The 25,097-nt window shown below is 70.6% G+C and carries 27 protein-coding genes; 15 read left to right on the plus strand and 12 right to left on the minus strand.

What is annotated here, in order from left to right:
• Positions 1 to 56 precede the first annotated feature (56 nt).
• From ACIA5D_RS24060 to pheA, 3 genes are read left to right on the plus strand one after another with little or no spacing between them, the layout of a single operon-like run.
• Positions 57 to 446 (plus strand): ACT domain-containing protein, encoded by a 390-nt coding sequence (locus ACIA5D_RS24060; protein ID WP_396032403.1) that lies wholly within the window; start codon positions 57 to 59, stop codon positions 444 to 446.
• A gap of 25 nt (positions 447 to 471) precedes the next feature.
• The gene (locus tag ACIA5D_RS24065) at positions 472 to 1,068 is read left to right on the plus strand and encodes a hypothetical protein (RefSeq protein ID WP_396032404.1); all 597 of its coding nucleotides are present in this window, start codon (positions 472 to 474) and stop codon (positions 1,066 to 1,068) included.
• A gap of 25 nt (positions 1,069 to 1,093) precedes the next feature.
• Positions 1,094 to 2,038: a prephenate dehydratase gene (pheA, locus tag ACIA5D_RS24070; RefSeq protein WP_396032405.1), complete on the plus strand. Its 945-nt coding sequence runs from the start codon at positions 1,094 to 1,096 to the stop codon at positions 2,036 to 2,038.
• A 3-nt stretch (positions 2,039 to 2,041) separates the two neighbouring features.
• Here the strand turns inward: pheA and ACIA5D_RS24075 are convergent, their stop codons facing one another.
• The 3 genes from ACIA5D_RS24075 to ACIA5D_RS24085 all read right to left on the minus strand — a co-directional run bounded on the left by ACIA5D_RS24075 (position 2,042) and on the right by ACIA5D_RS24085 (position 3,706).
• On the minus strand, positions 2,042 to 2,785 hold the full coding sequence (locus ACIA5D_RS24075) for an AIM24 family protein (RefSeq protein ID WP_396032406.1): 744 nt from the start codon (positions 2,783 to 2,785) through the stop codon (positions 2,042 to 2,044).
• 42 nt (positions 2,786 to 2,827) lie between these two features.
• Positions 2,828 to 3,190, minus strand: coding sequence for a metallopeptidase family protein (locus ACIA5D_RS24080; RefSeq protein WP_396032407.1), 363 nt, complete (start codon positions 3,188 to 3,190; stop codon positions 2,828 to 2,830).
• Positions 3,191 to 3,277: 87 nt separating this feature from the next.
• Positions 3,278 to 3,706 (minus strand): OsmC family protein, encoded by a 429-nt coding sequence (locus tag ACIA5D_RS24085; protein WP_396032408.1) that lies wholly within the window; start codon positions 3,704 to 3,706, stop codon positions 3,278 to 3,280.
• 66 nt (positions 3,707 to 3,772) lie between these two features.
• Between ACIA5D_RS24085 and ACIA5D_RS24090 the strand changes: the two genes are divergently transcribed.
• The 4 genes from ACIA5D_RS24090 to ACIA5D_RS24105 all read left to right on the plus strand — a co-directional run bounded on the left by ACIA5D_RS24090 (position 3,773) and on the right by ACIA5D_RS24105 (position 7,658).
• Positions 3,773 to 4,561 carry a hypothetical protein gene (locus ACIA5D_RS24090; protein ID WP_396032409.1) on the plus strand — a complete coding sequence of 263 codons (789 nt, stop codon included), beginning with the start codon at positions 3,773 to 3,775 and terminating at the stop codon, positions 4,559 to 4,561.
• 73 nt (positions 4,562 to 4,634) lie between these two features.
• Entirely contained in the window at positions 4,635 to 5,897 is a 1,263-nt protein-coding gene (gene serS / locus ACIA5D_RS24095) for a serine--tRNA ligase (protein ID WP_396032410.1), read from the plus strand.
• A 109-nt stretch (positions 5,898 to 6,006) separates the two neighbouring features.
• On the plus strand, positions 6,007 to 6,819 hold the full coding sequence (locus tag ACIA5D_RS24100; RefSeq protein WP_396032411.1) for an HAD family hydrolase: 813 nt from the start codon (positions 6,007 to 6,009) through the stop codon (positions 6,817 to 6,819).
• Entirely contained in the window at positions 6,819 to 7,658 is an 840-nt protein-coding gene (locus ACIA5D_RS24105) for a Cof-type HAD-IIB family hydrolase (protein WP_396032412.1), read from the plus strand. The genes ACIA5D_RS24100 and ACIA5D_RS24105 overlap by 1 nt, the downstream gene beginning before the upstream one ends.
• Positions 7,659 to 7,664: 6 nt before the next feature.
• Here ACIA5D_RS24105 and ACIA5D_RS24110 read toward each other — a convergent pair whose 3' ends face one another.
• Together ACIA5D_RS24110 and ddaH are read right to left on the minus strand one after the other, a co-directional pair.
• Complete coding sequence (locus tag ACIA5D_RS24110) at positions 7,665 to 8,246, minus strand: bacterial proteasome activator family protein (protein WP_396032413.1); 582 nt, start codon at positions 8,244 to 8,246, stop codon at positions 7,665 to 7,667.
• Between the two features lie 25 nt (positions 8,247 to 8,271).
• A complete protein-coding gene (ddaH, locus tag ACIA5D_RS24115; protein ID WP_396032414.1) occupies positions 8,272 to 9,093 on the minus strand; it encodes a dimethylargininase in 822 nt (273 codons plus the stop codon).
• Between the two features lie 67 nt (positions 9,094 to 9,160).
• On the opposite strand from ddaH, the gene ACIA5D_RS24120 reads away from it, so the two are divergent.
• Together ACIA5D_RS24120 and ACIA5D_RS24125 are read left to right on the plus strand one after the other, a co-directional pair.
• Positions 9,161 to 9,619, plus strand: a complete 459-nt coding sequence (locus ACIA5D_RS24120; protein ID WP_396032415.1) for an Lrp/AsnC family transcriptional regulator — start codon at positions 9,161 to 9,163, stop codon at positions 9,617 to 9,619.
• A 35-nt stretch (positions 9,620 to 9,654) separates the two neighbouring features.
• A complete protein-coding gene (locus tag ACIA5D_RS24125; RefSeq protein ID WP_396032416.1) occupies positions 9,655 to 11,478 on the plus strand; it encodes a beta-propeller domain-containing protein in 1,824 nt (607 codons plus the stop codon).
• Here the strand turns inward: ACIA5D_RS24125 and ACIA5D_RS24130 are convergent.
• From ACIA5D_RS24130 to ACIA5D_RS24140, 3 genes are read right to left on the minus strand one after another with little or no spacing between them, the layout of a single operon-like run.
• Complete coding sequence (locus tag ACIA5D_RS24130; RefSeq protein ID WP_396032417.1) at positions 11,473 to 12,555, minus strand: T3SS (YopN, CesT) and YbjN peptide-binding chaperone 1; 1,083 nt, start codon at positions 12,553 to 12,555, stop codon at positions 11,473 to 11,475. The two genes, ACIA5D_RS24125 and ACIA5D_RS24130, sit on opposite strands and share 6 nt — an antisense overlap.
• 37 nt (positions 12,556 to 12,592) lie before the next feature.
• Positions 12,593 to 12,841, minus strand: coding sequence for a DUF6457 domain-containing protein (locus ACIA5D_RS24135; RefSeq protein ID WP_396032418.1), 249 nt, complete (start codon positions 12,839 to 12,841; stop codon positions 12,593 to 12,595).
• The gene (locus ACIA5D_RS24140; protein WP_396032625.1) at positions 12,838 to 13,389 is read right to left on the minus strand and encodes a molybdenum cofactor guanylyltransferase; all 552 of its coding nucleotides are present in this window, start codon (positions 13,387 to 13,389) and stop codon (positions 12,838 to 12,840) included. Before ACIA5D_RS24140 ends, ACIA5D_RS24135 begins: the two co-directional genes overlap by 4 nt.
• 157 nt (positions 13,390 to 13,546) lie before the next feature.
• On the opposite strand from ACIA5D_RS24140, the gene fdhD reads away from it, so the two are divergent.
• A complete protein-coding gene (gene fdhD, locus ACIA5D_RS24145; RefSeq protein WP_396032419.1) occupies positions 13,547 to 14,377 on the plus strand; it encodes a formate dehydrogenase accessory sulfurtransferase FdhD in 831 nt (276 codons plus the stop codon).
• 15 nt (positions 14,378 to 14,392) lie between these two features.
• On the opposite strand, the gene ACIA5D_RS24150 is transcribed toward fdhD, so the two are convergent.
• Complete coding sequence (locus ACIA5D_RS24150) at positions 14,393 to 15,535, minus strand: DUF4192 domain-containing protein (protein WP_396032420.1); 1,143 nt, start codon at positions 15,533 to 15,535, stop codon at positions 14,393 to 14,395.
• A gap of 34 nt (positions 15,536 to 15,569) precedes the next feature.
• Positions 15,570 to 15,983, minus strand: a complete 414-nt coding sequence (locus tag ACIA5D_RS24155) for a GNAT family N-acetyltransferase (protein WP_396032421.1) — start codon at positions 15,981 to 15,983, stop codon at positions 15,570 to 15,572.
• Positions 15,984 to 16,129: 146 nt separating this feature from the next.
• Between ACIA5D_RS24155 and ACIA5D_RS24160 the strand changes: the two genes are divergently transcribed.
• Positions 16,130 to 17,011 carry a fructosamine kinase family protein gene (locus tag ACIA5D_RS24160; protein WP_396032422.1) on the plus strand — a complete coding sequence of 294 codons (882 nt, stop codon included), beginning with the start codon at positions 16,130 to 16,132 and terminating at the stop codon, positions 17,009 to 17,011.
• Between the two features lie 497 nt (positions 17,012 to 17,508).
• Here ACIA5D_RS24160 and ACIA5D_RS24165 read toward each other — a convergent pair whose 3' ends face one another.
• Positions 17,509 to 18,261: a class I SAM-dependent methyltransferase gene (locus tag ACIA5D_RS24165; protein ID WP_396032423.1), complete on the minus strand. Its 753-nt coding sequence runs from the start codon at positions 18,259 to 18,261 to the stop codon at positions 17,509 to 17,511.
• Positions 18,262 to 18,485: 224 nt separating this feature from the next.
• Between ACIA5D_RS24165 and moaA the strand changes: the two genes are divergently transcribed.
• The 4 genes from moaA (at position 18,486) to ACIA5D_RS24185 (ending at position 24,405) form a co-directional block, all read left to right on the plus strand.
• Positions 18,486 to 19,502, plus strand: coding sequence for a GTP 3',8-cyclase MoaA (gene moaA / locus ACIA5D_RS24170; RefSeq protein WP_396032424.1), 1,017 nt, complete (start codon positions 18,486 to 18,488; stop codon positions 19,500 to 19,502).
• A 1-nt stretch (position 19,503) separates the two neighbouring features.
• A complete protein-coding gene (locus ACIA5D_RS24175; RefSeq protein WP_396032425.1) occupies positions 19,504 to 19,746 on the plus strand; it encodes a MoaD/ThiS family protein in 243 nt (80 codons plus the stop codon).
• Between the two features lie 101 nt (positions 19,747 to 19,847).
• On the plus strand, positions 19,848 to 21,158 hold the full coding sequence (locus ACIA5D_RS24180; protein ID WP_396032426.1) for a metallophosphoesterase: 1,311 nt from the start codon (positions 19,848 to 19,850) through the stop codon (positions 21,156 to 21,158).
• A 97-nt stretch (positions 21,159 to 21,255) separates the two neighbouring features.
• Positions 21,256 to 24,405 carry a UvrD-helicase domain-containing protein gene (locus ACIA5D_RS24185; RefSeq protein WP_396032427.1) on the plus strand — a complete coding sequence of 1,050 codons (3,150 nt, stop codon included), beginning with the start codon at positions 21,256 to 21,258 and terminating at the stop codon, positions 24,403 to 24,405.
• Here the strand turns inward: ACIA5D_RS24185 and ACIA5D_RS24190 are convergent.
• A complete protein-coding gene (locus ACIA5D_RS24190) occupies positions 24,392 to 25,072 on the minus strand; it encodes a prepilin peptidase (RefSeq protein WP_396032428.1) in 681 nt (226 codons plus the stop codon). The two genes, ACIA5D_RS24185 and ACIA5D_RS24190, sit on opposite strands and share 14 nt — an antisense overlap.
• Between the last annotated feature and the right edge of the window lie 25 nt (positions 25,073 to 25,097).

The following is a 25,097-nucleotide window of genomic DNA, read 5'->3' on the forward strand; positions in this document are numbered from 1 at the left end:
ATTGCCGCACCTTCGGGGGTTGGGCAAGGGCTGATCTCGAAACGTAGTCTGCCCTCATGCTCGATCTAGATCTGCTACCGGAGGAGTACGCGGTGTGCCGGCTGCCGGCCGGTTCGCCGATTCCGGCTTCGCTGGCCGCGGGTCCGGACGACAAGAGCGTCATCGCGCTGAGCTGGGCGCCCGACGAGCTGTCGATCATCTGCCCGGCCGACCGGGTGCCGGACGGCGCGGTGGCCGACACGGCCTGGCGATGTCTACGCGTGGCCAGCCAGGTCGAGCTGGCCCTGTCGGGCGTGCTCGCCTCGCTGATCGGGCCGCTCGCCGACGCCCGGGTCAACATCGTGACCTTCTCGACGTACTCGACCGACTACCTGCTGGTGCCCGCCGTGCGGCTGTCCGAGGCGGTCGACACGCTGCTGGCCGCGGGGCACCGCATAGCCTCCTGAATCGGGCGCGCCTACCATGTGCGGCGTGTCCCGCCGCACGCGTCTCATCCCCCTGGGCGTTCTGCTTCTCGGCGCCCTGACGCTCCTGAGCGCCTGTGGCACCCCGCCGCAGCCGCCGCTCAAGTCGCCGCCGCTCGCCAGCCCCAGCGCGGCTCCGCTCTCCCTGCCACCGTCCGCGCTGCCCGGCCTGCCCGCGACCACGACCGCCCCGACCGCGACCGCGACCGCGCCAACCCTCGGCGCCTACCCGACATATCCGACTTATACGTATCCGACGTATACGACGCCAGCAACCACGGTGTCGCCGACGCCGACGCCATCGCATGCCGCGCTCTGCGCCGGCTCACCCACCGGCCCCCAGATCCTCGCGCTGATCAAGGGCCGCAAGGGCATCCCGAAAGTGACGCTCCAGGTCGACTCCGGGCCCTACTGCTCGGGAAACTGGTCGTTCACCACGGTCGAGGTGACCGGCTCGAACGAGGACCAGCTCGAGCCGCTGATGGTGGTGGCCACCGGCAAAGACACGACGCTCGCGTTCGTCACGGCCGGCTCGGACGTGTGCATCAACCAGGTGCAGACCAAGGCGCCGCCGGGGATCCGCGTCCTGGCCTGCGGCTACTGACGGGCCGGCTCGCTAGACTGCCGGCATGCCGGGAACGCCACCGTCACGCTTCGTCTACCTCGGTCCGGAGGGCACCTTCACTGAGGCGGCTCTTCGCACCCTGCCCGCCGCCGAGCGCGGGGTGCGCACGCCCGCGCGCAGCGTCCCCGAGGCGCTCGAGGCGGTGCGCGCCGGCGACGCCGACGCGGCCCTCGTCCCCCTGGAGAACTCGGTGGGCGGCGCCGTCCCGGTCACCCTCGACGAGCTGGTCACGGGCAATCCGCTGGTGATCACCCGCGAGGTGGTGATCCCAGTCGAGTTCGTGCTGGCCGCTCGCGAGCCCACCCCGCTCGCCTCGATCCGCACGGTCGCCGCGCACCCGCAGGCCTCCGCCCAGTGCCGCAACTGGCTGCTGGCCCATGTGCCCGACGCGGTCGTGGTCGACGTGCTGTCCAACGCCACGGCCGCGATCAGCGCCGCCGCCGGGGAGTACGACGCGGCCCTGTGCGCGCCGATCGGGGTGCCGCGCAACAACCTGACGGTGCTCGCCGACAAGGTGGCCGACCACGCCGACGCGGTGACCAGGTTCGCGCTGCTCAGCCGGCCCGGCCCGGTGGGCGAGCCGACCGGCGACGACGTCACCTCGCTGGCCGTCTCGATCCGGCACGACCAGGTGGGTGCGCTGCTCGCGGTGCTCACCGAGCTGCTGGTCCGCGGCATCAACCTGTCCCGCATCGAGTCGCGCCCGACCGGTGAGCAGCTGGGGACGTACTTCTTCTTCCTCGACTGCACCGGCCACGTGGCCGAGACCCGGATGGGCGAGGCGTTGCAGGGCCTGCGCCGCATCTGCGCCGAGGTCCGCTTCCTGGGCAGCTACCCCCGGCACCGGCTCCACCACGAAGACCCGCCGCCGGGGTTGCCAGGCCTCACCGATGCCGACTTCGCCGACTCGGCGGCGTGGCTGGCACGCCTCCGAGCCGGCGAGATCTAAACCTCAATTTCCGAGCAGGTTGCCGAGGAGGCCGCCGCCCTGGCCGGACTGCTGGCCGCTGCCGGTGCCGGCGATCAGGCCGCCCGGGGGCTCCTCGGAGGGCTGCACGACCACGAAGCCCTGGCCGGCGAAGCTCATCGTGTAACGCTCGCCGGTGGTGCGCCCCAGCAGCGTGCCGAGGCCCATCTGCTCGGCGCGGTGGTAGCCGGTCTGCAGGTTCGCCGACCAGCAGATCGCGGCCTGCGGGTCGACGTAGGTGGGCTGGTCGACGCTCAACACCACCGGCGTGCCCTTGGTGGTGACAGCGATCCGGCCGTACCCGGAGAAGACGCAGTTGAAGAGGCCGGCGTTGGACATCATCCCGGCGCCGCCGACCATCTTGATGTCGTACTGCAGGGTCGAGTCGAAGGCGAGCACGTTCGACCCGTTGATCGAGAGCGTGTCACCCTGCTCGAGGTCGATGAGGTGGACGTCGGCGGCCCGGTCGGCGAGAAAGACGTCGCCGTGGCCCCGCACGCGCATCAGCGGCACGCCCTCGCCGGTGAGCTTCTGCTTGATGAATTTGCCGATACCGCCGGAGCCGAGCGCCTCGAACTGAACGTTGCCCTGGTAGGCGACCATCGAGCCCTGGCGAGCCATGAAGTCGCCGTTCAGCTCGGCCTTGAGCAGTTTGGAGTTCTGCAGCCGAAGGCCGGGCTGGGCCGATTCCTTCTCGAGGTTCTCGGCCGAAAAGAGTTCGCTGCGCATGAAGCCTGTCCTCCTGAAAGAAATGTGATCTCAGAGTAGGACCTACGCCCAACCCAGCTCGTGCAGACGGTGATCGTCGATGCCGAAATGGTGGGCGATCTCGTGCACCACCGTGATGGCGACCTCGTCGATGACGTCGGTCTCGCTCTCGCAGATGCGCAGCGTCGGCAGCCGGTAGATCGTGATGCGGTCGGGCAGCACGCCCGCGTAGTCCCACCCGCGATCGGTCAGCGCCGTGCCCTCGTACAGGCCGAGCAGGTCGTCGCTGCCGTCCGGCGGACGGTCCTCGACGAGCACGACCACGTTGTTCATCATCGACAGCAGCTCGACCGGAACCTCGTCGAGCGCCTCACCGACGAGCTCCTCGAAACGTTCACGACTCATGTCGACGGGCACGCCGACCATTGTGCCCACACGAGGACGTGGCTGGGTGAGCCGATGCGGTCGGGGATTGGTCGAGTCCCGGCCGCATCGGCCTTCAGGCGGTACGGATCAGGCGAGCTTGGCGCTCAGCGTGATCTGGGCGCCGGGGGACAGCAGCCGGGAGATCGGGCAGTTCTCCTTGGCGCCCTCGGCGATCTTCTGGAAGGTGGCCTCGTCGATGCCGGGGACGTTGCCCACGGTCTCGAGGTCGATGCGGGTCACGCCGAAGCCGGCGTCGCCCTTGTCGAGGTGGACCTTCGCCGTGGTGTCGACGGAGGTGGGCGTGAAACCGGCGTCCGCGAGGCCCTTCGAGAACGCCATCGAGAAGCACCCGGAGTGCGCGGCGGCGATCAGTTCCTCGGGGTTCGTCCCCTCGCCCTCCTCGAAGCGCGACTTGAACGAGTAGTTCCCCTGGTAACCGCCCTTGCCGGTCTTGATCGTGCCGGAACCCTCGGTGAGGTTCCCTTCCCAGCGGGCCGTAGCAGTGCGAATAGGCATATCGAGAACGCTAGTCCATCGGACGGCCGCTGGCCGGGCGACCGGGCACCGGTCATCATGGGTCACATGCCCCCCGAGCACCGGCCGATCGATCTCGACGAGCCGCCCCCCGTTCCGCCCGACGACGAGGTGGTCGAGTTCGGCGACGACGCACGCCCGTCGCGGCGGCGCTGGAGCACGGCCGGCCTCGGCCGGGCCATGGTCACCGACCGCCGCATCGTGCCGCTGACCGCCGCTCTCGGCGCGGTCGCGCTGCTCGCCTCGCTGATCTCCGAGTGGCAGGTCACCACGGTGGACGCCGAGGTGTCCGGCGGCGAGGTCGGCGCGCATCCGATCGCCACCGACATCATCGACCTGGGCGCCCTCGGCACCGGTTACCTGGTCGGCCTCTTCCCGCTGGTGTGCGCCGTGGTGCTGACCCTGTTCGGCCCGGCCGCGGGCCGCCACTGGGCGCGGCTGGCCGGCATGAGCGTCGCCGGCACGATGATCGCCCTGCTCTTCGCGACCGCCACATCCCTGGGCGATCAGAGCCGCACGGTTCCCGACCTCTACACGCTCCAGTTCGATAAAGATCAGGTGCAGTTCACGTACGGGCGGGGCCTGTGGTGCGCGGTGGCCGGGGTGGTGCTGGCCATAACGGCCCTGTACCTCGCCGAGCGGCATCAGCCTGACGCCGTCCCTTCCGCGTCGGCCGAGGCCCCCGCCGCGACCGACGACTCGGCCTGGCGGTGGCGCCGCCCGCCCGCCCCGCGGGAGGAGGAGCCACCCGCCGACCAGCCGCTCGAGCTGACGGTCGGGCCGGCAAAGCCGTTCACCTCGCTCGGGGACGACCGCGACAAGCCCAGCCGATCGTGACGGACGCGCCCAAATCCGGAAACGGGAATAGTCGGGTGCTGACCGGATGGGCGCGCCGGTAGGCTCGTCAATCGTGATTGACCTGCGCCTGCTCCGCGAGGACCCCGAGCTGATCCGCGCCAGCCAGCGACTGCGCGGCGAGCCCACCGAGGCGGTGGACGACCTGCTGCGCGCCGACGAGGAGCGCCGGGCCGCCACCCAGCGCTTCGAGGCCCTGCGGTCCGAGCAGAATTCGCTGAGCAAGCGCATCCCCAAGGCCTCGCCCGACGAGCGGGCAACCCTGCTGGCCCGCACCAAGGAGCTGGCGGCCGAGGTCAAGGCGGCCGACGCGGCGGCGAGCACGGCCAACGACGCGCTGCGCCAGGCCCACCTCGCGGTGCCCAACGTGGTGCAAGATGGCGTCCCTCCCGGCGGCGAGGACGACTTCGTCGTGCTGCGCGAGGTCGGCGATCGACCCGAGATCGAGAACCCCAAGGACCACCTCGAGATCGGCGAGGGCCTGCGGGCGATCGACACCGAGCGCGGCGCGAAGGTGTCGGGCTCGCGCTTCTACTTCCTGACCGGGGTGGGCGCGCTGCTCCAGCTCGGCATGCTGCAGATGGCGATCGCCCAGGCCGTCGAGCACGGCTTCATCCCATCGATCACCCCGACCCTGGTCAAGCCCGAGTCGATGGAAGGCACCGGCTTCCTCGGCTCGCACGCCAGCGAGGTGTACCGGCTCGAGGCCGACGACCTCTATCTCGTGGGCACCTCGGAGGTCGCGCTGGCGGCGTACCACTCGAATGAGATCTTGGATCTCCAAGCGGGACCGGAACGCTTTGCCGGCTGGTCGTCGTGCTACCGCCGTGAGGCGGGGTCGTACGGCAAGGACGTGCGCGGCATCCTGCGGGTGCACCAGTTCGACAAGGTCGAGATGTTCTCGTTCTGCCGGCCGGACGAGGCCGCCGACGAGCACCTGCGCCTGCTCGCCATGGAGGAGGAGATGCTCGCCAAGGTCGAGATCCCCTACCGGGTGATCGACGTGGCGGCCGGCGACCTCGGGTCGAGCGCGTCGCGGAAGTTCGACTGCGAGGCGTGGGTGCCGTCGCAGGGGCAGTACCGCGAGGTCACTTCGACGTCGAACTGCACGACGTTCCAGGGCCGCCGGCTGAACATCCGGTATCGGGACGAGGACGGCAAGCCGCAGACCGTCGCCACGCTGAACGGGACGCTCGCCACCACTCGCTGGCTGATTCCGATCCTGGAGAACCATCAGCAGCCGGACGGCTCGATGCGTGTTCCGAAGGCCCTTCAGCCGTACCTCGGTGGCCGGGACGTCCTGGAACCCTCGCGCTAACGGGTAATACATCCGTCGGTCACCGGAAGTCATAGCCGCAGGTAGTTGGGCGGGTGTACCGTTTTCCTTCCGCCCTCCGCGGGGGTCAGCCCCACCCTCGGAGGTATCGATGGTCAAGCCTGGACTCCCCAAGCTGATCGCGACGGATCTCGACGGCACACTCGTCCGCAGCGACGACACCGTGTCCGCGTACACCCACGAGGTCCTCGATCGGGTCCGGGCCGCCGGCATCCGGATCGTCGGCGCCACCGGGCGCGGCCCGCGCCTGACCTCGCTCACCCGCAACGACATCCGGGTGGCCGACTTCCTCGTCCTCGCCCAGGGCGGCTGGGTCCTCGACCAGGCCGAGTCGGCCTACCTACTGCGCTCGCGACTGCCCGGCCCGATGCTCGCCGACGCCCTCACCCGGCTCGAGGCCGAGGTGGGCCGGCTGTCGGTGATGGTCGAGGCGCTCGAGCACGACGACGCGCCGCTGTGGGGCGACTACGACCCCACCTGGCGGTACCCGGTGGTCGTCGAGCGGCGCCCCCGCGCCGAGTGCCTCACCGGCGACGTGATCAAGGCGTTCGCCCGGTCCTTCGAGTACCACGTCGACGATCTCCTCGAGGTGGCCCGGCGCATCGTGCCGGCCGACGTGGCATCGGTCACTCAGGCCGGCCTGGACTACGTGGAGATCTGCCCGGCGAATGTGAACAAAGGGACCGGCCTCGCGGTGGTCGCCGAGTCGGTCGGCGTCGACCCGCAAGACGTACTGGTCTTCGGCGACATGCCCAATGACCTGCCGATGTTCGCCTGGGCCGGGTGGAGCCGCGTGGCGGTGGCCAACGCGCACCCGTCGCTGATGGCGGTGGCCGACGAGGTGACCCTCGCCAACGACGAGGACGGAGTGGCGGTCTACCTCGACAAGTTACTGTCGAGGTGATGAACGGTTTGGCATCGGTTTTCCGCCGCGGGTCAGCTCAGCCTCCTCCCTATCGCCTTGTCGCCTCCGACATCGACGGCACTCTGATCCGCGACGACGGGACGCTCAGCAAGGGCACTCTCGACGTCATCCATGCCCTCCCCGTGCCGCTCGTGCTCGTGACCGGGCGACCGGTCCGCTGGCTCCAGCAGCTCTACGACCAGATGCCCGAGCCGGTTCCGGCGGTCTGCGCGAACGGCGCGGTCGTCTACGACCCGGCGACCGACACGATCCTGCGCGCCGACCCGCTCTCGGTCGACCTGCTGCTCGATGTGAGCAAGCGGCTGCGCGAGGCGGTGCCCGACATCGCGCTGGCCGTCGAGGTCGAGGACGGCCGGAAGTTTTGGTACGAGGAGGCCTGGCCGTTGCGCTGGGAGGCCGAGAACGACAACGTACGCGTCCTCGCCACGCCCGAGGAGCTGACCTCCGTGCCGGCGGTGAAGCTGCTGGCCCGCTCGGCCAACCACGAGCCGGGCCCGTTCTACGAGCTGATCAGCCAGACGCTGGCCGGGGTAGCTGAGACCACCCATTCGTCGAAGAGCTCGCTCGTGGAGATCTCGGCGACCGGCGTGACCAAGGCCGCCGGGCTGGCCTGGCTCTGCGAGCGGCAGGGCATCGGGGCGAGTGAGGTGATTGCCTTCGGCGACATGCCGAACGACATCCCGCTGCTCACCTGGGCCGGACACTCGGTGGCGATGGGCAACGCCCACCCCGCCGTTCGCGAGGTGGCCGACGAGATCGGCCGCACGAACGACGAGGACGGCGTGGCGGTTTACCTGCGGGACGTCTTCGATCTCTAGAGATCGCTAGAGGTACTGGCCGGTGCGGCCCTCGGGGCCACCCTGGCTCTGAGCCTGCTGGCTGGGCAGGCCGGCGCCGAAGCCGCCGGGGCCCATCGGCAGGGCGGGACGGCCGCTGCCGCCGCGCATCTGCTCGAGCTGGAGCCGGGCCGCCATCTGCTGCGCGACCAGCGCCGCCTGGATGCCGTGGAAAAGCCCTTCGAGCCAGCCCACCAGCTGGGCCTGTGCGATGCGCAGCTCGGACTCGCTCGGCGGGGTGTCTCCCTCGAACGGCAGCGACAGCCTTTCGAGCTCGTCGCGCAGCTCGGGGGCGAGACCGTCTTCCAGCTCCGTGATCGACCGCTGGTGGATCTCACGGAGCCGGCCGCGGCTCGCCTCGTCGAGGGGCGCGGCCCGCACCTCCTCGAGAAGCTGTTTGATCATGCTGCCGATCCGCATGACCTTGGCCGGCTGCTCGATCAGGTTTCCCGGCTCCTCGGGGGTCAGCGAGCCGTCGGGCTCGACCGTGCCCATCGGACGCCCGTCGGGCCCGACCACGATGACGGAGCCGTCCTGCTGATTCTCCGGGGTGCGATTGTCGTCGGTCATGGGATCCATCTTCCCGCACCCGGCGCTACGCGCGTAGCTCGGCCACCGCGCACTTGACGCTGCCGCCACCACGCTTCAGCTCGGTGAGCTCCACGTGCACCGGTGCATAGCCCGCGGCACGTACCTTTTCGCCCATGGCGATGGCCTCGGTGTTGAGAATCACGTGCCGGCCGTCGCTGACCAGGTTGAGCCCGAACGCCTCGGCATCGGCCCGGTCGGCGATCACCGCGTCGGGGAAGAGCTGGGCCAGCACCCGCCGCGCGGACGGCGAGAACGCCCCCGGGTAGTAGGTGATGTTGTGGTCGTCGAGCGCGGCCAGGGCCGTGTCGAGGTGGTAGAAGGCCGGGTCGATCAGGCGGAGCGAGACGACCGGGCGGCCGAGGGCCTCCTGCGCCTCGGCGTGCGCGGACGGCTCGGTGCGGAAGCCGTAGCCGGCCAGGATCACGCCGCCGTGCGCGCCGGGAAGGTAGGCGAAGTCGCCCTCGCCCTCGTTGACGTGCTCGGGGTCGACGAACTCCCAGTTCTCGTAGAAGCCACGGTGGGCGACGGCCTCGGCGGCGCGCTGCGGGTGGCGGAAGCGGGCGCCGTAGACCCGGCCGTCGACCGAGAAGGCGCCGTTGGCCGCGTAGACCATGTCGGGCAGCCCGGCGACCGGGTCGAGCAGGTGCACGGTGTGACCGAGATCGACGAGGGTGGTGCGCAGCAGGTCCCACTGCTTCACCGCGAGCGCCGCGTCGACCGGGACGGTGATGTCCATCCACGGGTTGATGGCGTACTCGACCGTGAAGTGCTCCGGGGGACACATCAGATATGTCCTGACTCGCGGCATCCGCTCCGTGTCGCTCATGAGGTAGAGCGTAGGTAGGCTTCGGTGCACGAAACAGCGAGAAGTCTTGTGAGTTGGAGGTGAATCGTTGCAGATGGACGCGGTTGACCAGCGAATCGTTGCGCTGCTGGTGGCCGACGCTCGCGCGTCGTACGCCGAGATCGGATCGAAGGTCGCGTTGTCCGCCCCGGCGGTGAAGCGACGCGTCGACCGCCTTCGATCGAGCGGGATCATCAAGGGATTCACCGCGGTGATCGATCCGGCCGCGGTCGGGTGGACCACCGAGGCGTTCGTCGAGCTCTTCTGCACCGGGCGCACCACGCCGGCCCAGATCACGGTGGCGACCCGGCGGCATCCCGAGGTCGTGGGGGCGTACACGGTTTCGGGCGAGGCCGACGCGCTCGTGCACCTGCGGGCCGCCGACATCGCGCACCTCGAGCAGGCCCTCGAGCGGCTGCGGGCCGAGTCGTTCGTCACCTCGACGCGCAGCATGATCGTGCTGTCCCGGCTGGCCGAGACGCCGACGGTGGTCCCCGCGCCGACGTAGGGAACCAGCTCCGGCCCGGAGTCGTCCAACCGCACATGCGCCGTCGTCTCTGGCTCTGCGTCGTGTTCTCCGTGCTGCCGCTCGCCGGCTGCACCTCCGCCGTGGAAAAGCCCGCTCCTCCGCCCGTGGCGAAACCCGTTCCCGCCGCTCCCTTCAAGCTCGTCGCCTTCGACTCCTGCGATCGGCTGCTCAAGGAGCTGCGGGCCGCGACGCTGCGCGGGCTCACCCCGTACGGCCTGCACAACGCCGTGCCGGAGGCCGCGAACGCGGCCCGCGACATGACCGGCGCCGGCGACATGGCCGCCGGGGTCGCCGGGAGTCCCGTCGAGGCGCAGAAGTACTCCGGCACCAACGTGCACGAGCAAGGCGCCGACGAGCCGGACATCGTGAAGACCGACGGACGCCGGATCGTCACGATCGACGCCGGCGGCACGTTGCACGTGATCGACGCCGCGAGCCGCCGTGAGACCGGCCGGCTCGCGCTCGGCGTGGCGGGCGGCGCCCAGCTGCTGCTCGCCGGCGATCGCGCGCTGGTGCTGGGCTACAACGCCAAGACGATGGAGCGGATCGCGCCCAAGTACCAGTACCGGACCATCGGTGCCGGGGCGGTCCTGGTCGACCTGTCCGGCCCGCCGACGATCATCAGCCGGTTCCGGGGCGAGGGCCGCATGGTCGACGCGCGGCAAACCGGGAGCGTGGCCCGGATCGTGCTCAGCAGCGCGCCCAAGCTTGAGTTCCCCTACGCGGAAGGCAACGAAAAGACCTTGCTCGAGCGGAACAAGCAGGTGGTGAACCGGGCGAAGGTCGACGCGTGGCTGCCGTCGTGGGAGGTCACCACCGGCGGGTCGACGACCGAGGGAAAGGTCGACTGCGGCGCGGTCAGCCGGCCCGACTCGTTCACGGGCGCGGCGATGCTGACCGTGCTCACCTTCGACCTCGCGGCGCCGGCCTTGACCGACGGGAGCCCGGTGTCGGTCGTGGCCGACGGCGACATCGTCTACGGCACGCCGACCAGCCTTTACATCGCGAACGACCAGCGCTGGCGGATCGAGTCGTTCGGCGAGAAGAACGCACCGGACACCGAGATCTTCAAGTTCGCGCTGCCGGCGGCGGGCAAGCCGACGTTCGAGGCCAGCGGCGCGGTGCCGGGCCGGTTGCTCAACCAGTACTCGCTGTCCGAATGGGACGGCCACCTGCGAGTGGCGACCACCGACCTGGCCGAGCGGTCGTCGGCAGTGCGGGTGTTCGCCCAGCGCGGCGGGAAGCTCGACGAGGTCGGGAAGATCGAGGGACTCGGCAAGGGTGAGCGGATCTACTCGGTGCGGTTCATCGGGGATCGCGGCTACGTGGTGACCTTCCGGCAGACCGACCCGCTGTACAGCCTCGATCTCTCCAACCCGGCGCGCCCGGCCGTCACCGGCGAGCTCAAGATCACTGGATATTCCGCACACCTTCAGCCGGTCGGGGAGAACCTGCTGGTGGGCGTGGGCCAGGAAGCCAGTGCTCAAGGCGTACGCGAAGGTCTCTTGATCTCGCTCTTCGACGTCACCGATCCGGCCGACCCGAGGCGGCTCGCCCAGCACGTCGTGGCGGACACCTCGTCGGAGGCCGAGTTCGACCCGCACGCGCTGCTCTGGTGGCCGGAGACGCAGCTGCTGGTGGTGCCGGTCAGCGGAAACACCAACGGCGCCGTCGCCGTGCACGTGCGCAACGGAACGATCCAGCCGGCCGGAAACCTCGCCGGCGCCACGATCCGCCGCTCGCTGGTGATCGGGGATCAGCTCTGGACGCTCGCCGACGACGGTCTCGGGGTGGCCGATCTGTCCACCCTGGACCGCGTCGGATGGGTGTCCCTATAGGTACATGCCCGTGCGGTGCTCGTCGGTGCTCTGCTTGGCCGGCACCGGCTTGTCGCCCTCGCCGAAGAAGCGCTTGCCGCCGAACTCGCCGTGCAGCCGGTCGTCGAGCTCGTCGGCGAGGCCGGTCATCACCTGCACGGCGAGCATGAGGTGGGTGGCCTGGAAGTTGCGGCCGAAGACCGGGATCGACGCCCATACGGTGTCCTGCGCGCAGTAGAGGCGGCCGATCGGCATGCGGTTGGTCAGCTCCGAGAGCTTCACGTAGAGCTCCTCGGTCGGATCGACCTCGGTGAGGACCGGCGAGAAGACATCCACCAGCGGCGGATTTTCCCGAACCCGGACGAACACCATCGCCGAGCCGGCCCGGATGCCGATGTCGCCGTCGGTGTCGACCTGAAGCTGGTCGACCTCGGTCTTCGTCATCGTCGCGACCACCGTGCGCACCCGCTCCTCGAGCGGCACCTCCTCGGCGGCCGAGGCCAGCGCCGCCGACAGCTCGCCGTCGGCGTCGAGGTCGTCGAGATCGAGCACGCCGCCGATGCCCGGCTCGTGCCGGGCCGTGGCCAGCGGCGCGGTCTCGATCGGCTCGTCCTCCTCGTCGTGCACGAGGTAGACCAGGAAGGCCGGGTGCGGCGTGCCGTAGACGTCGCGCATCGTGCGGGAGACGACGGTGGCCAGGCTCGCCGCCTTGTCGACGCTGGAGCGCAGGCCGAACGAGTCGCCGGAGCCGGCCAGCACGCCCGGCGGCGACCAGCCCAGCGCCACGAGGTCGGCGACCGCGGCGCGATCCATCCGGTACCCCTCGGGGAGGCCGGCGTTGCCGACCGCGAGCGCCTCGACCACGCCGTCGGGCAGCACGCGGATGCTCACCGAGTAGACCGCCATGCCGGTGCCCGACGCGGTCGGGTCGAGCGTGAGGTCGATGTGCGCCCCCGGCGCGAGCGTGGGCAGCAGTTTGGCCAGGGCACCGGCGAATTCCCGCCAGGCCTCGGTCACCTTGGCCCGCAGGTCAGCCGTGGTCGGCTCGTCGAGCAGGATGCTGTCGTTCGACTCGCCCGCGGCATTGTTTGCCGTCATGATCGCACCTCCGTCCCCGTCACCTTATCGAGCGTCATCAGGGGGCGGGTGACGGCCACGACAGTGCGAGCTCACTGAGACGATCGGCCACATCGGCAGGGTCGGCTCCGCGGCCCACGGCCACCCCCATGAGGTACGCCGAGACGGGCGCGCCGGGGCGCACGACACCTCTTGCCACGTCCCGCGCGAGGTCGAGGATGGCGCCGGTGGGGACCTCGGCCGGGTCGAGGCCCAGCTCACGGCCGGCCACCCGGACCCATTCGGTGAGCACGTCGATGTCGGTCATCGGGCCCACTCCTCGGCGGCGCGCAGATCGTCGTCGGTGTCGCAGTCGAACCAGGGCGGCGGGCCCGGGCGGCGCCAGGACACCTCGGCCACCCGCAGGAAGTCCATCAGCTCGCGGACCGACGCGCCGCGCAGGTCGCCGCGCCGTTCCTCGAGGCGGTCGATCGCCTCGCGCAGCGCCTTGGTCCGCCACACCCCGCACAGCATCTGCCGGCGGCCCTCGGCGTCGCGGTAGACCGCGCCCTGCATCGGCGCGGACTCGGCGGTCAGTCGCAGCACGTCGATCGCTTCGCCGGTCAGCAACGGCAGGTCGGCGGCGAGCAGCGCGGTGAAGGTCACGTCGTCGGGCACGAGCGCGAGCCCGGCCGCGGTCGCCGCCACCGGGCCGCCGCCGGGCGGTTCCTCGCGGGTGGAGTGCACCGGCACCGGCAGATCGGGCGGCACCGGGCCGACCACGATGCGCGGATCGGCGTCGTGCACCGCGGCCAGCACACGGGTCAGCATGGACTGACCACCGACGGGCAGCGTCGGTTTGTCCGCGCCGCCCATCCGCCGTGCCGCACCACCGGCCAGCACTACCGCAGCAAACCCTCCCACGTACGTACCGTATCCCGAGCGCGTGTCGAGCGTGACCGCGCGCTCACTTCACAGTCGAAGATCACTATGGGCCCGGGCCGTTTTCCGGCCGTGGGCATACGCTTCCGGCATGGCTCGCACCACCACCCGGCGACCGGTTGTGAAGATCGACTTGTCCTCTACCTCGGGCACCACCCGGCGGCGCCCGGACGAGCTGGCGGCCGAGGAGCCGCTGGAGATCCGGGTGCGCAAGAAGCCGCTCGCGGTGACCATGCGCACGCCGGGGCACGACATCGACCTCGCCGTGGGGTTCTTGCTCAGCGAGGGGATCATCACGGCGGCGGGCGACGTGGTGACCGCCCAGCTGTGCGCGGGAACGGATACGCCGAACACGTACAACGTGGTCGACGTGGTGCTCGGCGATTCGGTGCCGCCACCGGTGACCGATCCGAGCCGCAACTTCTACACGACCAGCTCCTGTGGGGTGTGCGGGAAGGCGAGCATCGACGCAGTGCGTACCCGGTCGATCTTCGACGTCTCGGCTGACCAGCTTTCGGTCCCGGCCCGCGTGCTCGCGGCGCTGCCCGACCGGTTGCGGGCCGCCCAGCGGACCTTCGACCGCACCGGCGGGCTGCACGCGGCTGGGCTCTTCACCGCCGCGGGCGAGCTCGTGGTGCTGCGGGAGGACGTCGGGCGGCACAACGCGGTCGACAAGGTGATCGGGTGGGCGGTGCGCGAGGGGAAGCTGCCGCTGGCCGGGCATCTGCTGCTGGTGTCGGGGCGGGCGAGCTTCGAGCTGACGCAGAAGGCTTGGATGGCCGGGATCCCGCTGCTCGCGGCCGTGTCGGCGCCGAGCACGCTGGCCGCTTCGCTGGCCGAGGAGGCGGGCATGACCCTCGTCGGCTTCCTCCGGGGCGAGACCATGAACGTCTACACCTCCGCAGAGCGCGTCACCCTCTGAACACGCGCGCATCGGTCAGCGCGACCGGCGGCGAGCGCCGCGAGGTTTACGCCGCCCGCCGCTCGTCCCGGGTCTCTCGTTCTGACCCAGCGCCGCGTCGTGGGCCGGACGGCTGGGCCGCGCCGGCTGCCCCTGCTGCAACCTCGGCACGAGCCTCTCCGGCGGACGCGGCCGGATTCCCGCCGCCAACAGCCGATCCAGCGTCCCCGCCAGTCGGTGGCTGACGTCCTCCCGCAGCGCCCGATCCACCGCGACCCGCGCCAGCGAGCCGTCCCCGGCTTGCCAGGCGGCGAACGCGAGCAGACAGGCCGGTGCCGCCGCGAGCGACGGATCGACCCACCGCGTCACCTCGTTCCACAGCCGGAGCCGCCATTCCTCCGGACCCGACCGGTCGATCGCGTAGTCGAGCACCACCTGATTGACCAGCAGAACGCCGAGCCAGGCGACCTGATCGGCGCCGAGCGAACGGCCGGCCCGAGCCGCCTTCTCCGCCTCCCGCACGGCCTCGCGCCCGGCCCGCCGCATCCACAACCCGGCCCGCCCGGCCTTCAGATCGCCGGCCGCCAGATCGGTGGCCCGAGCCCGGGCCCGCCCGGTGGCCGCCATCATCTCTGCCCGGGCCTCGCCCTCGACCGGCGCCACCTTGGCTACCAGCGCCTTTCGGTCGGGAAGGGCGACCATGCCGTGGTAGACCGCCTCGGCGGCCAGCCCCGGCGCGCACGGGGTTCCACCGGCCGGCCCGCCCAGATAGGACCACCAGCGCCCGTCGGCCACCCGGATCACGTCGGCGATCCGCACGCCGGCCCTCCGCAACGAGTACCCGGCCTGGAGCACTGCCGACGTGACCCGCCTCGGCGACCCGTAACCGAGGATCATCACCCGCTCGACGCCCTGCCGGGCGATCAGCACGGCCGTCTCGTCGAAGTCGACGAGCCCGGGCGGCGGCAGGTCGTAGCGCACGGCGAAATCGACCGTGCGCCCGATCATGCCGAGCACGACGAAGCTGTCGGTGGGATGGAACCCCAGCAGATAGGGCGCCACGGCGACGGCCTCGGCCGGGGAGGATGCGGTGATCGAGCAGTGCTGGTTCATGCCCGAGATGGTGGGCCCGGCGGCGGCCCGCGCGAGTGCCAATTCGGCCGCCTGTGGATGAAGCACGGTTATCCACAGGCGGCCGAGAAAATTGCCCGATCTAGGAACGGAACTGCATATCGTGCAGCTCCAACCCCTCCTCCTGCCACTCATGAGGGTTCCGCTCAAGATCGAGGGTGAGCTCAATGGACGACACGACGTCATATCCCGCCGCGTGCAGGCTCCGGATGGCGTCCACGTTTCGCGAGGCCGGCGACACCGTCAGCGCCGTCATGTTCCTCTTACGCGCCTCGTTCGCGACGTGCCGCAGCAGCTTGCGCCCGACCCCCTTGTGCCGATGAGAGATCGTCACCACGATCGGCTCGACGACGCCGGTCCGCCCCCTGATGGTCAGGCCCACCAGCCCGATCACCCCGTCGTCGGCATGATCGGCGACCCACAGCCCGCAGAGGTCGAGCCGGGTCAGGTATTCCTCGAAGCCTTCGCCGCCGTCTTCGGTGGGCTCGCCATACATCCGGTTGTGCTGATCGGTGAGGTCGGCCCACAGTCGACGACCCGCGGAGTGGTCACTCGGACGGTACGAACGCACTGTGACAGGGCTCATGCCGACATTTTGACTCCGTTTCCGGACGTCCGTAAGCCGAAGTGGAAGATAAGGCCGTGGACCAGGCGTACTTACGCGCGCACCCCGAGCATCTCCCGACATTTCTCACCCACCAGCGCATCCGCGAGACTCCGGTGGGCGGCGGCAGCGTCTCCACGGCGAGCCGGCTCACGCTCGACGACGGCACCTCGCTCTTCGCCAAGACCTGGCCCGCCGGCGATCCCCCCGCCGGATTCTTCGAGGCCGAGGCCGCCGGCCTGCGGTGGCTCGCCGAAGCAGGCGCCCCCGTCCCCGAGTTGTTCGTCGCCCTGCCCCAGATGCTCGCCACCGGCTGGATCGACCACGCCGAGCCCACCGCCCGGTCCGCCGAACGCCTCGGCCGAGACCTGGCCACCCTCCACCGCTCCGGCGCTTCCTCCTTCGGCGCTTCCTGGCCCGGCTTCATCGGCCCGCTCCCCCTGGACAACACCGAGTCCACCGGCCCGTGGCCCACATGGTTCGCGACCCACCGCCTGCTCCCCTACCTCAAACTCTCCGTCGACCGAGACGCCCTGGCCTCCCCCGACGCCTCCCTCCTCGACGACGTCCTGACCGCCCTGACCCACTACCCCGACCCCGAGCGCCCGAGCCGCACCCACGGCGACCTCTGGCCCGGCAACATCCTCTGGTCCCCCACCCACGCCTACCTCATAGACCCGGCCGCCCAGGGCGCCCACCGCGAGACCGATCTGGCCGAGCTGGCCCTCTTCGGCGGGGCCCCGCACCTCGACCGCATCCTCGCTGCCTACCACGAGACCTACCCTCTCGCCGATGGCTGGCGCGCACGCGTGCCGCTGCACCAGCTACACCTGCTGCTGGTACACACCGCCGCCTTCGGCGCCTCCTACCGAACCGCGGTGGTCACGGCCGCCGAAGCGGCACTGCGAGCGATCACCTGAACGACAAACCCGCATAAGGTACGAGGAAAGGGGCCCCCAACCACACGAACGGCGAACCCGCCGCGGCGGCCCGGCTCGCTGCAACTCAAGGCCGTCCGCGACCCATCGGCCCAGCGACCCCCAACCTGCGGCCGGCGCGCGCGTGACCAGCAGCCCGCGCCTGACCAGCCCGTTCCTGTCCAGCAGCCCGGCTCGGGCGGCAGGCCGCGTCGGGCAGCGGGCCGCGTCGGGCAGCGGGCCGCCGTCGGGCAGCGGGCCGCGTCGGGCGGCAGGCCGCGTCGGGCATGAGGACGACAGGCCAGCCCGGCCGCGGCCCAGCCCGGGGCCGCCTGGCGCGGGCAGCCTGCCGCGAGCAGCGAGCCGCTACCGCAGCGCTAGTCGCCGCACAGACGCGAGCCGCCGCACGGGCGCGAGCCGCCGCGGCGCGTGGGGCGACTCCGCACGGCGCTGGGTCGCCAACCAGGCGCGGGTGGCGACGCCGCTGCGTCGTTGGGCGGTCAGGCGGGTTTGTGTGCCTCGATGAGAAAGCGCTGGGATTGGGTCACGAACGGGCCGGTGGACTCGATCTGGGTGTGGAGGGCCTCGAGGCGGGCTCGGTAGGCGTCGACGGTGAAGTGGGGAACGGTCCAGATGACCTTGCGGAGGAAGACGATCACGGCCGCTATGTCGAAGAACTCGATGCGGAGGGCTTCGGCTCGGAGGTCGGTCACGGTGAGGCCGGCGGCCGTGGCTTCTCTGCGGGCACGTTCGGGGTCGCGGGCGTCGCCGATCGGCTGCGGGCCCATCATGAAGTCGATCAGCTCGCGGAGCGATCCGGCGCCTACCTGCTGCGATAGATAGGTGCCGCCGGGGGCCAGCACGCGCGCGACCTCGGGCCAGCGCACCGTCACCGGATGGCGGCTGACTACCAGGTCGAACGTCCCGGCCGGGAAGGGCAGGTCGTCGTCCTCACCTGCCTCGACGACTTTCCCGCCCAGCGGTGCCAGGCGTTCGCGGGCAAGCGCGGCGTTGGGAGGCCAGCCCTCGGTGGCTAGCAGCGTCTCCGGGGCGCGGGGGATCGACGCCAGCACCTCGCCGCCGCCGGTCTGCAGGTCGAGCGCGCGGGTGGCCTGCGCCATCCGCTCGCCGATCAGCCGGGCGTAGCCCCAGGACGGCCGCTGCTCGGTGGCGCGGCCCGCGAACCAGGAGAAATCCCAGCCCTCGACCGGGACCGAGAGGCCTTCCGCCACCAGTTCTTCGAACGTTGCCATGATCCGACCCTCCCAACGCACAGCCCGGGCGATCAACCCAATTCCGCCGGCCCGGACGGGCGTGAGCCTTGCCCGTACGCGATCTCGTGGGTTGAAGACGAGGGCAGACACGAAGCTGATGGGTCGCGGGTTGTCCATAGGGCGAAAACGGCTGAGGCGGGCCGGGGCGGGAGCGGATAGATTCGGAGGATGGCAGATGGGACGAGATCAGACTCGGTGGCGGGGTGTCGCTGGTGACTGGGCTCGTTGACCGCTTTGGGCGGGTTGCTACCGACCTTCGGGTTTCGCTCACCGATCGGTGCAATCTGCGGTGCAGCTACTGCATGCCCGCCGAGGGTCTTGCCTGGCTGCCTCGCGAAGAGCAGCTCACCGACGACGAGGTCGGGCGGCTCATCCGGGTCGGGGTGGAAGAGCTCGGGATTCGCGAGGTGCGGTTCACGGGTGGGGAGCCGTTGCTGCGGCGAGGCCTGATCGGAATCGTCGAGAGCGCGGCGCGGCTGACGCCTCGGCCCTCGCTGAAGCTGACGACCAACGGGATCGGGCTCGAAAGGGTGGCGGGTGCACTCCGCGAGGCCGGGCTTGATCGGGTCAACGTCTCGCTGGACACGCTTGATCCTGAGCGGTTCAATGCGCTGACCCGGCGGGATCGGCTGGATGACGTGCTGCGGGGGCTCGAAGCCGCGGCGGCGGCGGGGCTGACGCCGGTGAAAATCAACACCGTGCTCATGCGGGGGATCAACGAGGACGAGGCGCCGGAACTGATGAAGTTCGCGCTGACCTACGGGTATCAGCTGCGGTTCATCGAGCAGATGCCGCTCGACGCTCAACATCAATGGGATCGGCACACGATGGTGACCGCCGACGAGATCCTGGTCGCGCTGGCGCCCTTCGATCTGCGGCCCGATCCTGTTTCACGTGGAACAGCGCCCGCCGAGACGTGGCTCGTGCCGGGGCACGTCGACGCGGCGGGCGCGCCGGCCCGGGTGGGGGTCATCGGGAGCGTGACCAGGCCGTTCTGTGGTGACTGCGACCGCACTCGGCTGACGGCGGACGGGCAGATCCGGAACTGCCTCTTCGCCACCGAGGAGAGCGACCTGCGGAAGCTGCTGCGCGGGGGCGCCTCGGATGCGGATATTGCGGAGGCCTGGCGGGCGGCGATGAGGGGCAAGCGGGCGGGGCACGGGATCGACGATCCGAGCTTCCTGCAGCCGGCGCGGCCGATGTCGGCGATCGGGGGCTGATGTGATTACCGTGCGCTATTTCGCGGGGGCGCGTGCCGCAGTGGACGGGGTTTCGTCCGAGCCTGCCGAGGCGGGGACGCTGAATGCTCTGATTCAGCTGCTCACCGACCGTCACGGGGAGCGCTTGGGCGTGGTGCTCAAGTCGGCGAGCTTTCTCGTCGACGGGCTCGCCTGTCATGACCGGCAGGGGGCGCTACCGGCCGGAGTGACGGTTGACGTGCTGCCGCCGTTCGCGGGCGGCTGATCTCGGCGGGTCGATCGCACACAGCCGGGCCACAGGAAAAGCGCGGCCGCGTCGGGGAGACTGGACAGCCTCGGGTTGGCGCTAGTTAGGGGCGGGGCGGCTTGCTGGTCTTCGTTGGGCTGATCTTCGTCGTCATCGGGCTGATTCATTTCTATCTGTGGAAGCGGCTTGCCCGGGATCCGCTCAGGCCCGGCAGGGCTCGGCGAGTGGGCGCGATCGTCGCCGTCGTTCTGGCGCTGCTGGTGCCGGCGACGCTGATCGGGACTCGGACGGGGCACGCGGAATGGCTCGCCTGGCCGGGTTACCTCTGGCTGGCGCTGATGTTCTACCTGCTGGTGACGCTGGCCCTACTGGAGATTCCGCGGGCGGCCGTCCTGCTCTGGTGGCGGGCCTCGGCGCGAGCCGAGCCCGGCACGGAAGAGAAGCCAGCTCCCGGCGCACACGCTGCGGCTGTCGCGGGCGTCGCGGCGCGATCGGAAGACGCCGCAGCGGCGCCGGCCAACGAGACGGCGTCGAGCACGATCGCGACCGGGGAAAGCACTCGCGACCAAGATGGCAAGGACCACGGGGACGGCGGCGGGGATCGAACGGGGATCGAACGGCGACTCCTGCTCTCCCGCGGCGCGGCCATCTTCGCGGGACTCACCGCCGCGGGCATCACCGGCTACGGCGTCAAGACCGCGCTCGGGGCGCCCCAGCTCGACCGCTGGAGCATGCCGATGGCGAAGCTCCCCCGGGCGATGGACGGCACCCGCCTGGCCGTAGTTTCCGACATCCACCTCGGCCCGCTCACCGGCACCCGGCACGTGGGCCGGATCGTCGACCTGATCAATTCGGTGAAGGCGGACATCGTGTGCGTCGTCGGGGATCTGGTTGACGGCACCGTGGCGGAGCTGGGGCGGTTCGCGACGCCGCTCGCCGACATCGAGTCGCGGTATGGGGCGTATTTCGTGACCGGGAACCACGAGTACTACTCGGGGTACGCGCCCTGGATCGAGGAAGTCACGCGGCTCGGGCTCAGGCCGCTGCGGAACGAGCGGGTCGAGATCAACGGCCTCGACCTCGCCGGCGTCAACGACCTCGGCGGCACTCAGTACGACGACGGCCCCGACTTCGCCAATGCGCTGGGCGACCGCGACACCGCACGCCCCGTCGTCCTGATGGCCCACCAGCCCGCCGCGGCGCACGAGGCTGCCCCGTTCGGGGTTGATCTTCAGGTTTCCGGGCACACGCACGGCGGCCAGATGGCACCCTTCAACCTGCTGGTCAAGCTGGAGCAACCGGTCGTGTCCGGCTACGGGAACGTCGACGGCGTGCCGGTGTACGTGACCAACGGCGCCGGGTTCTGGGGTCCGCCGGTACGGGTCGGCGCGCCCCCGCAAGTGACGGTCGTCGAACTGCGGACGGCGTGATCCCAACAAACCCAACAAACACGGCCGATTCAGGCATCAAGATCCGTAAGTTTGTCAGCGCGTGGCGAATGGTAGTGGAACCGGAGGGCATGACAGGATGCAGCGCGTGCCCTCGGACAACGCAGGGTCCTCGGTCGCCGCGGACACATACGTCGCGGATCTGCACATCCACTCCCGGTTCTCGCGCGCCTGCAGCCGCGACCTGACGCTGCCCAATCTGGCCTGGTGGGCACGCCGTAAGGGAATCGCTCTGCTGGGCACCGGCGACTTCACGCACCCGGCGTGGTTCGACCACCTGACGCAGAGCCTCACCGAAAAAGACGGCCTCTTCGAGCTGACCGAAGAAGAAGAGGTCACGAGGCGCCTGCCCGGCTCGCTCCAGGCGAGCACGGCCGCGAAGTTCATGCTCAGCGTCGAGATCTCGACGATCTACAAGCGGGACGACCGCACCCGCAAGGTGCACCACCTGATCTACATGCCCGACTTCGCGGCGGCAGCGAGGTTCAACACCGCACTGGGGCGCATCGGCAACCTCACCGCCGACGGCCGGCCCATCCTCGGGCTCGACTCCCGCGACCTGCTCGAGATCACCCTCGAGGCCGGCGGCTACCTGATCCCGGCGCACATCTGGACGCCGTGGTTCTCGGCGCTCGGCTCGAAGTCGGGCTTCGACGCGATCGCCGACTGCTACGCCGACCTCGCCGAGCACATCACCGCCGTCGAGACCGGCCTCTCCTCCGACCCCGCGATGAACTGGCGGGTGTCCAGCCTGGACCGATACCGCCTGGTCTCGAACTCGGACGCCCATTCGCCGGCCGCGCTGGCCCGGGAGGCGACGCTGTTCGCCGGCGTTCCCGACTACGAAGCCGTCAAAAATGGCACGACGATAAAAGGAACCCTCGAGTTCTTCCCGGAAGAGGGCAAGTACCACGCCGACGGGCACCGGGTCTGCGGGGTCAATTGGGAGCCGCAGCGCACCCGGGAGGCCGGCGGCCGCTGCCCCGAGTGCGGCAAGCCGCTGACCGTGGGCGTGCTGAGCCGGGTCGAGGACCTGGCCGACCGGCCGACCGGCCACCGGAAAGACGGCCACGTCGAGCACCTCATCCAGCTGCACGAGATCCTCGGCGAGATCAACGGCGTCGGCGCGAAGTCGAAGACGGTGGAGGCGCAGCTCAACCACCTGGTCGCGACGCTCGGGGCCGAGCTGGACATTCTCCGCAAGGTGCCGCTCGACGAGATCGGGCAGGCGGGCGGCGACGAGCTCGAGGAGGCGATCGGCCGGCTGCGCCGCGGCGACGTCCGCCGCGTTCCCGGCTACGACGGCGAGTACGGCGTCATCACCCTCTTCGAGCCGGGGGAGCTGAGGAACAAGGCCTCGGCCCCGCAGACGGAGGCGTTGTTCGACCTCGCCATGTTCGACGTCCCCCAGCAGCGCAAGCCGGAAAAGGTCGCCAAAAAGCCGCTCAAGCCGGCCAGGGAAGCGAAGATCCAGGCGCCGCCGCCGATCGCCACGCCGCCCAGCCCCCACGAGCCGTTCGAGCCCATGCTCGCCGGCATGGAGGAGGTGGGCACCGGCCTGCTGGACCGCCTCGACGCCATGCAGCGAGTGGCGGCAAGCGCCCCCGGCGGACCCCTCCTCATCGTCGCGGGCCCCGGAACAGGCAAAACCCGCACGTTGACCCACAGAATCGCCTACCTCTGCGCCGAGCTGGGCGTCTTCCCCCACCGCTGCCTGGCCATCACCTTCACCCGGCGCGCGGCCGCGGAGCTGAAGGGACGCCTGGACGCCCTCCTGGGCGAACGGGCCGAGGACATCACGGTGGGCACGTTCCACTCGGTGGGCCTGACCATCCTCAAGGAGAACGCCAAGGCGGCCGGCCTCGGCCCGAACTGGCGCATAGCGGAGGAGGCCGAGCAGAAGGCCGCCCGCGAGCAGGCCAGCGACGACGACCTCGCCTACAAGAAACTCCTCCGCCAGCAGGATCTGGTCGACCTCGACGACCTGATCAAGCTGCCCGTCGAGCTGCTGAGCGATGAGCCCTCGCTGACCGAGAAGTACCGCAAGCTCTGGCAGTGGATCTTCGTGGACGAGTACCAGGACGTCGACGAGTTCCAGTACGAGCTGCTCCGCCTGCTCAGTCCGGCCGACGGCAACCTCTGCGCGATCGGCGACCCCGACCAAGCGATCTACTCGTTCCGCGGCGCCGACGTGAAGTACTTCCTCCGCTTCAACGAGGACTTCGTCGACGCCCGCCTGGTCCGCCTGACCCGCAACTACCGCTCGAGCGCCCCGATCCTGGCCGCCGCCGTCCAGGCCATCGCCCCGTCGACCCTGGTCAGCGGCCGCCGCCTCGACCCGGCCCGGCTGGATCCCGAGTCTCCGCTGGTCGGCCGCTACCCCGCCGCCAGCGTCGCCGACGAGGCCGACTTCGTGGTCCGCACGATCGACGAGCTGGTCGGCGGCCTGTCGCACCGCTCGCTCGACTCGGGCCGCGTCGACTCCCGCTCGGCGACGGCCGGCAACCTGTCGTTCTCGGACATCGCCGTCCTCTACCGCACCGACGCCCAGTCCGGCCCGATCGTCGAGGCGCTGTCCCGGGCCGGCGTGCCGGTGCAGAAGCGCTCGCACAACCGCCTCCGCGACCGCACCGGCGTGCAGATCATCGCCCGCGAGCTGCGGCACGCGGGTGGCCTCGGCGGCTCGCTCGCCGCCCGGGTCAAGCTGACCGCCCAGGTGCTGGCCCAGCGCTTCGCCGCGCCGACGCTCGATGCCGAGCAGCTGTCCCCGGAGGACATCTGGACGGCCGCCGATCTGCTCATGCCGCTGGCCCACCGCATGGGCGACGATCTCCCGCTCCTGCTTCAGGAGATCGAGACGGGCGCCGAGGTGGATGCGCTGGACCCGCGGGCCGAGGCGGTCAACCTGCTCACCCTGCACGCGGCCAAGGGCCTCGAGTTCCCCGTGGTCTTCCTGGTGGGCTGCGAGGACGGTCTGCTGCCGCTGCGCTGGCCGGGCAGCACGCCGGCCGACGACGAGATCGCCGAGGAGCGACGCCTGTTCTTCGTCGGTCTGACCCGCGCGCAGGACCGCCTCTACCTCAGCTACTCGGCGCGGCGGTTCCGGCACGGCAGCGAACGCGAGCAGAGCCCGACCCCGTTCCTCGACGCGATCGACTCGGGCCTGTTCGAGCGACTGGGCGACACCGTCCCCGCCCGCCCGAAGGACCGCCAGCTCAGGCTGCTGTAAGCCCGATCAGGGCCCCGGCCAGCAGCGCCGGACCGAACGGCAGCACCCTGCGGCGTCCCGTCACCAGCACGAACAGGGCGATCGGTCCATTGATCAGGTGGGGCGCGAGCACGCCGACGATCACCGCGGGCCAGCCGGCGAAACCCAGGATCAGGGCGAGCACCGCGGCAAGCTTCACGTCACCGAGCCCAAGACCTCCGAGAACGGCCAAGGTTCCGTACGCGGTCAGCACGGCGCCCGCCGCCACCAGCGCCGGCGCGATCCCTTCCGGCCTCAGCAGAGCCAACGGCGCCGCCGTCAACGCCACCAGCCCCACCACGCGATCGGGCAGCCGCAGACAGCGCAGGTCGATCACCGCGAGGAGCACCCCGGGAACGGCCGCCACCAGATAGGCCGGGAGCAGCGGCGACGGCCCGATCACGACCGCCACCGCCGCTCCGACCGCCGCACCGGACGCGACCGTCCACACGTACCCGCCGGAGCAGGAACACGCCGCTCCGACCCGTACCCATCCTGGAAAGCCCGGGGGGAACGGCCGTGCGCAGAGCGCGCAGTCGCGTCGAGGATCGTCGGCGTAGCCGACGGCGAGACGGTGGGCCAGCCGGGGCAGGAAGGCGGCGGATGCGCCGCCGAAGACGGCCGCGAAGATCACGAGGAGTGGTGACACGACCGTGGACCGTATCGGCCGGCGG

The organism is Actinoplanes sp. NPDC051513, from assembly GCF_044454685.1.
Taxonomy (GTDB): Bacteria; Actinomycetota; Actinomycetes; order Mycobacteriales; family Micromonosporaceae; genus Actinoplanes.

Bases quoted from the DNA above. Each gene is read 5' to 3' on its own strand.
- ddaH (WP_396032414.1), bottom strand. From the start codon at position 9,093: ATGAGCGACACGGAGCGGATGCCGCGAGTCAGGACATATCTGATGTGT.
- ACIA5D_RS24140 (WP_396032625.1), bottom strand. From the start codon at position 13,389: ATGGGCGGCGCGGACAAACCGACGCTGCCCGTCGGTGGTCAGTCCATG.
- pheA (WP_396032405.1), top strand. From the start codon at position 1,094: ATGCCGGGAACGCCACCGTCACGCTTCGTCTACCTCGGTCCGGAGGGC.
- ACIA5D_RS24185 (WP_396032427.1), top strand. From the start codon at position 21,256: ATGCAGCGCGTGCCCTCGGACAACGCAGGGTCCTCGGTCGCCGCGGAC.
- ACIA5D_RS24165 (WP_396032423.1), bottom strand. From the start codon at position 18,261: ATGGCAACGTTCGAAGAACTGGTGGCGGAAGGCCTCTCGGTCCCGGTC.
- fdhD (WP_396032419.1), top strand. From the start codon at position 13,547: ATGGCTCGCACCACCACCCGGCGACCGGTTGTGAAGATCGACTTGTCC.
- ACIA5D_RS24090 (WP_396032409.1), top strand. From the start codon at position 3,773: ATGCCCCCCGAGCACCGGCCGATCGATCTCGACGAGCCGCCCCCCGTT.
- ACIA5D_RS24080 (WP_396032407.1), bottom strand. From the start codon at position 3,190: ATGGTCGGCGTGCCCGTCGACATGAGTCGTGAACGTTTCGAGGAGCTC.
- ACIA5D_RS24100 (WP_396032411.1), top strand. From the start codon at position 6,007: ATGGTCAAGCCTGGACTCCCCAAGCTGATCGCGACGGATCTCGACGGC.
- ACIA5D_RS24105 (WP_396032412.1), top strand. From the start codon at position 6,819: ATGAACGGTTTGGCATCGGTTTTCCGCCGCGGGTCAGCTCAGCCTCCT.
- ACIA5D_RS24110 (WP_396032413.1), bottom strand. From the start codon at position 8,246: ATGACCGACGACAATCGCACCCCGGAGAATCAGCAGGACGGCTCCGTC.
- ACIA5D_RS24135 (WP_396032418.1), bottom strand. From the start codon at position 12,841: ATGACCGACATCGACGTGCTCACCGAATGGGTCCGGGTGGCCGGCCGT.
- ACIA5D_RS24155 (WP_396032421.1), bottom strand. From the start codon at position 15,983: ATGTATGGCGAGCCCACCGAAGACGGCGGCGAAGGCTTCGAGGAATAC.
- ACIA5D_RS24075 (WP_396032406.1), bottom strand. From the start codon at position 2,785: ATGCGCAGCGAACTCTTTTCGGCCGAGAACCTCGAGAAGGAATCGGCC.
- ACIA5D_RS24060 (WP_396032403.1), top strand. From the start codon at position 57: ATGCTCGATCTAGATCTGCTACCGGAGGAGTACGCGGTGTGCCGGCTG.
- ACIA5D_RS24130 (WP_396032417.1), bottom strand. From the start codon at position 12,555: ATGACGGCAAACAATGCCGCGGGCGAGTCGAACGACAGCATCCTGCTC.
- ACIA5D_RS24125 (WP_396032416.1), top strand. From the start codon at position 9,655: ATGCGCCGTCGTCTCTGGCTCTGCGTCGTGTTCTCCGTGCTGCCGCTC.
- ACIA5D_RS24085 (WP_396032408.1), bottom strand. From the start codon at position 3,706: ATGCCTATTCGCACTGCTACGGCCCGCTGGGAAGGGAACCTCACCGAG.